This window comes from Streptosporangium sp. NPDC002524 (genome assembly GCF_040295985.1).
Classification (GTDB): domain Bacteria; phylum Actinomycetota; class Actinomycetes; order Streptosporangiales; family Streptosporangiaceae; genus Streptosporangium.
The window spans coordinates 1-5,276 of the sequence record NZ_JBEOWK010000064.1 but is presented as its reverse complement, the minus strand read 5'-3'; the positions used below and the strand labels follow the sequence as shown (position 1 = coordinate 5,276).

Genomic DNA, 5,276 nt, shown 5'->3' with positions numbered 1-5,276 from the left:
GGGTGGCCGGGGTGATCAAGATGGTGCAGGCGATGCGTCACGGGGTGTTGCCGCCGACGTTGCACGTCACCGAACCCACCCCGCACGTCGACTGGTCGGCCGGGCGGGTCGAGCTGCTGACCGGGGCCCGCGACTGGCCGGCCGGCGCCCGGCCCCGCCGCGCGGGCGTCTCCTCGTTCGGCATCAGCGGCACCAACGCCCACCTCATCGTCGAGGAGGCCCCCGGGTCCGCGACCCCGGAGGGCGACCGCGCCCCGGAGGGCGGATCGCGGGCCGCGCGCCCGGAGACCGGCCCCGGCCGGGAGCCGCGGTCCCCTCTCGCGGAGCCGATCGCCTGGCCGATCAGCGCCCGCAGCGCCCGCTCCCTGCGGGCCCAGGCCGCCCGGCTGCACGCGGCCGTCACCTCCGGCGAGCGGCCGGACCCCGCCGACGTGGCGCGAGCGCTCGCCCGCCGGGCCGCCTTCCCCCACCGCGCCGTCGTGATCGCCCACGACCACGCCACCCTCACCGCCACCCTCTCGGCGTACGCGGACCGGCCCGAGACGGAGCCCCCGGCCGGCGACGGCCGGCCCGGCGGGACGCCCCCCTCCACGGGCCCCTCCGCGAACCTCTCCGCGAACCCGTCCGCGGGCTCGCGCCGGGACGGCGAGGCCGGGACCGCCGGTGCGTCGGCTCTCGCGACGCTGGTCGAGGGGGTGGCAGCGGAGCGGCCGCGGACCGCGTTCCTGTTCACCGGGCAGGGCGGGCAGCGCGCCGGGATGGGCCGGGAGCTCGCCGCCGCCGCGCCGGTGTTCGCCGCCGCCCTCGACGAGGTGTGCGCCGCCCTCGACCCCCACCTCGGCAGGCCGCTGCGCGACGTGATGTGGGCCGAGCCCGGCACCCCCGGCGCGGGCTCGCTGGACCGGACCGCCTACACGCAACCGGCGCTGTTCGCCTTCGAGGTGGCCGCCTTCCGGCTGCTGGAGTCGTACGGGGTGCGGCCCGACATCGTCGCCGGGCACTCGGTGGGCGAGTACGCGGCCGCGCACGCCGCCGGCGTCTGGTCCCTGGCGGACGCGGCCCGCCTCATCGCCGCCCGCGGCCGGCTCATGGAGGAACTGCGCGAACCCGGCGCCATGGTCGCGATCGAGGCGACGGCGGAGGAGGTCACCGCGACGCTGGCCGGGCTGGAGTCGCGCGTCGGCGTCGCCGCCGTCAACGGCCCCGCCGCCGTGGTCGTGTCCGGCGCCGAGCGGGAGTGCCTCGCGCTCGCCGAGCGGTGGCGGGCGCGCGGCCGGCGCACCCGGCGGCTGGCCGTCAGCCACGCCTTCCACTCCCCGCTCATGGAGCCGATGCTGCCCGCGTTCGCCGCCGAGCTGGCGGGCGTGACGTTCGGCCACCCCCGCACGGCCGCCGTCACCGGCATCGAGGGGACGTGGACCGACACCCGCTACTGGCTCGACCAGATCACCCGGCCCGTCCTGTTCCGTACGGCGGTCTCCCGGCTGGAGGGCGAGGGCGCCGGGGTCCTCCTGGAGGTGGGGCCGAGGGCGGTGCTGTCCGGCATGGCGCACGACTGCGTCACCCGCGAGGGCGTCGCGATCCTCTCCCTGCACCGGCGCGACCACAGCGAACCCGAGGCGCTCGCCGGCTGCCTCGCCCGCGCCTGGACGGCGGGGGTGGGGGTGGACTGGCCCGTGCCTGCGGGCACGGACGGCCGGGTGGACCTGCCCACGTACGCCTTCGAGCGCGAGCGTTTCTGGCTCGACCCGCCCGCGCCCGCCGCCGACCTCGCCTCCGCGGGCCTGCGCGAGGCCGGTCACCCGCTGCTCAGCGCGGCCGTCGACCTGGCCGAGGACGGCCCGGCCGTGCTGACCGGCCGCCTGTCGGTCGCCACCACGGCGTGGCTGGCCGGCCACGCGGTGTCCGGCACGGTCGTCCTGCCCGGGGCCGCGCTCGCCGAGCTGGTCCTGGAGGCCGGTGGCCGGGCGGGCTGCGACCTGGTCGACGAGCTGGTGTTCGAGGCCCCGCTGACGCTTCCGGCGAGCGGCGGCGTGGCGGTCCAGGTGGTCGTGGAACGCGCCGAGGCCTCCGGAGCCCGGCCGGTGCGCGTGTACTCGCACCCCGCCGACGACCCGGACGCCATCTGGACCCGCCACGTGTCGGCCACGGTCACCCCCGGCGAGGGACGCCCCGCGCCGGACGACGCCCCGGCTGTGGCGCCGTACGGGTGGGCGTCGGTGTGGCCGCCGCCGGGTGCGGAGGCGGTGGAGGTGGAGGGTGGTTACGAGCGGCTGGCCGAGCGTGGTTATGAGTACGGTCCGGCTTTCCAGGGGTTGCGTGCGGTGTGGCGGCGGGGGGAGGAGTTGTTCGCCGAGGTGGCGTTGCCCGGTGAGGTGGACCCGGCCGGGTACGGCATCCACCCCGCCCTCCTCGACGCCGCCTTCCACCCGCTGCTCGTCGCCGGGGAGACCGCGACGGTGCGGCTGCCGTTCGAGCTGCGCGGCCTGCGGCTCCTCCGGCCCGGCGCGGGCACGCTGAGGGTCCGGCTGACCGGCGCGGAGACGGACGAGTGCGCCGTCGAGGCCGCCGACGCGGCCGGGCGGCCCGTGCTCTCCCTCGCCTCGATCCGGGTACGGGCGCTCCCGTCCGGGGTGCTCACCGGCTCCGCCCAGGCCGTGTACGGGGTGGACTGGGTCGAGGCGGCGGCCGGGGACGGCGTCGCGGAGGCCGTGGTGATCCCGTGCGTGAGCGACCTGCCCGACATGCCGGCCCGCGTACGCGAGCTGACCGCCCAGGTGCTCGAGGCCGTCCGGGACGAGCGGCTGGCCGGGTCCCGGCTGGCGTTCGTCACCCGGGCGGGCGACCCGGCGGGCGCCGCGGTGTGGGGGCTGGTGCGGTCGGCGCAGTCGGAGCAGCCGGGACGGTTCGTCCTGGCCGAGGTCGAGGACGACCACACCGACTGGGGATGCCTGGCGGCCGTCGCCGAACCCCAGGTGCGCGTCCGCGACGGCGGGATGCTGACCCCCAGGCTCTCCCGCCGCACGCTCGAGACGCGGCCCTCGCCGGTGTCGGGGACGGTGCTGGTGACCGGTGGTACCGGCGGGCTCGGGGCGCTGGTGGCGCGGAGGTTGGTGGCCGGTCACGGGGTGCGGGATCTGCTGCTGCTCTCGCGGCGCGGTCCGGCGGCGCCGGGGGCCGGTGGGCTGGTGGCGGAGTTGGAGGCGTCGGGGGCGCGGGTGCGGGTGGTGGCGTGTGATGTGTCCGACCGCGACGCCCTGGCGGCCGTGGTGGCGGGGGTGGAGCTGGGCGGGGTGGTGCACACCGCCGGAGTGCTGGACGACGCGACGGTGGAGGGGCTGTCGGCCGCTCGGCTGGACGCGGTTTTGGCGCCGAAGGCGGACGCCGCGTGGTTCCTGCACGAGCTGACGGCCGGGCATCCGGTGTCGATGTTCGTGTTGTTCTCCTCGCTGGCCGGGGTGGTGGGTAATCCGGGTCAGGGCAACTACGCGGCGGCGAACGCGTTCCTGGACGCGCTGGCCGCGCACCGGCGAGAGCTGGGGCTGGCGGGGGTGTCGATCGCGTGGGGTCTGTGGGACACCGACTCGGGGATGTCGGGGAGTTTGTCGCAGGCGGATGTGGCTCGGTTGGCGCGGGCCGGGGTCGCGCCGCTGAGCGTGGACCAGGGTTTGGAGCTGTTCGACGCGGCGCTGTCGAGTCCCGATCCGTTGGTGGTCGCGGCTCGCTGGGACGGGGCGGGGTTGCGGTCCCGGGCCGAGGCGGGGGATCTGCCGCCGATGCTGCGCGGGCTCGTCCGCGCCTCCCGCCGCACGACGGTCGCCGGAGGCGTGGCCGAGCTGATGACCCGTCTCGCCACCCTCACCAGGGACGAGGCACTGCGGATGCTCACCGAGAGGGTCCGCGGCCACGTCGCCGCCGTCCTCGCGCACGGAAACCCGGAGAAGGTCAACGTGGACCGGGCCTTCAACCAGCTCGGCTTCGACTCCCTCACCGCCGTCGAGCTGCGCAACCGGCTCAACGCCGACACCGGCCTGCGCCTGCCGCCCACGATCGTCTTCGACCACCCCACCGTCAACGCGCTCGCCGAGTTCCTGTTCGGCACGCTCGCACCGGCGCCGCCGTCTCCCGAGGAGACGCTGCGCGGCGCGCTCGAACGCGTGGGATCCATGCTCACCAGCGCCAACGGGGACGGAGAGGCCATCCGCAGCAAGCTCGTCGCCGTGCTGCAGAGCGGCCTGGCCAGGTTCGGCGCGGCACCGGACGGCGCAGACCGTCCCGACACGGTGGTGGACAAGATCGACTCAGCCTCTGACGAGGAGATCTTCGCCCTCATCGACAACGAACTGTGACGCAATGATCGCGACCGGAAAGGCCCGACCGATGGGAACCGAGGACAAGCTCCGCGCCTACCTCAAGCGTGCGACCGTCGAACTGGCGGAGACCCGCAGGCAGCTCGCCGACGAGGAGGGCCGCCGGCACGAGCCGGTGGCGATCGTCGGGATGGCCTGCCGTTTCCCGGGCGGGGTGACGGGTCCGGAGGAACTGTGGGACCTGGTGGCCTCCGGCGGAGACGCGATCAGCGGGTTCCCGGATGACCGCGGGTGGGACCTGGAAGGACTGTATGACCCCGACCCCGAGGCGTCGGGCAAGTCGTACGTGCGCCAGGGCGGATTCGTGCACGACGCCGGGGAGTTCGACGCGGGCTTCTTCGGGATGAGCCCGCGGAGCGCGCTCGCCACCGACCCGCAGCACCGGTTGTTCCTGGAGTCGTGCTGGGAGGCGCTGGAGCGGGCCGGCGTCGACCCGGGCACGCTGCGCGGCAGCCGCACCGGCGTCTACGCCGGATGCATGTACGAGCACTACTCCACCCGCTTCCTGGAACTCGCCCCCGGCTCCGTCGAGGGCACCCTCTTCACCTCCAGCGCCTCCAGCGTGCTGTCGGGGCGCGTCTCCTACACGCTCGGGCTGGAGGGGCCGTCCATCACGGTCGACACCGCCTGCTCCTCCTCCCTGGTCGCCATGCACCTGGCCGTGCAGGCGCTCCGGCGCGGCGAGTGCTCGCTCGCGCTGGCCGGAGGCGTGACCGTGATGGCCTCGCCGGTGCCGTTCGTGGAGTTCTCGCGGCAGCGGGCGTTGTCGGCGGACGGGCGGTGCAAGTCGTTCTCGGCGTCGGCGGATGGGGCGGCGTGGGCGGAGGGGGGGGGGGTGCTGGTGCTGGAGCGGTTGTCGCAGGCGGTTCGTCATGGGCGGCGGGTGCTGGCGGTGATCCGGGGTTC

General features: G+C 75.9%; 2 protein-coding genes. Both read left to right on the top strand.

Annotated features, from left to right (window positions below):
• Positions 1 to 20 precede the first annotated feature (20 nt).
• Positions 21 to 4,349, top strand: a complete 4,329-nt coding sequence (locus tag ABT053_RS43150; RefSeq protein ID WP_350977973.1) for an SDR family NAD(P)-dependent oxidoreductase — start codon at positions 21 to 23, stop codon at positions 4,347 to 4,349.
• A 31-nt stretch (positions 4,350 to 4,380) separates the two neighbouring features.
• On the top strand, positions 4,381 to 5,276 hold an 896-nt coding region (locus ABT053_RS43145), incomplete at its 3' end, for a beta-ketoacyl synthase N-terminal-like domain-containing protein (protein WP_350977971.1).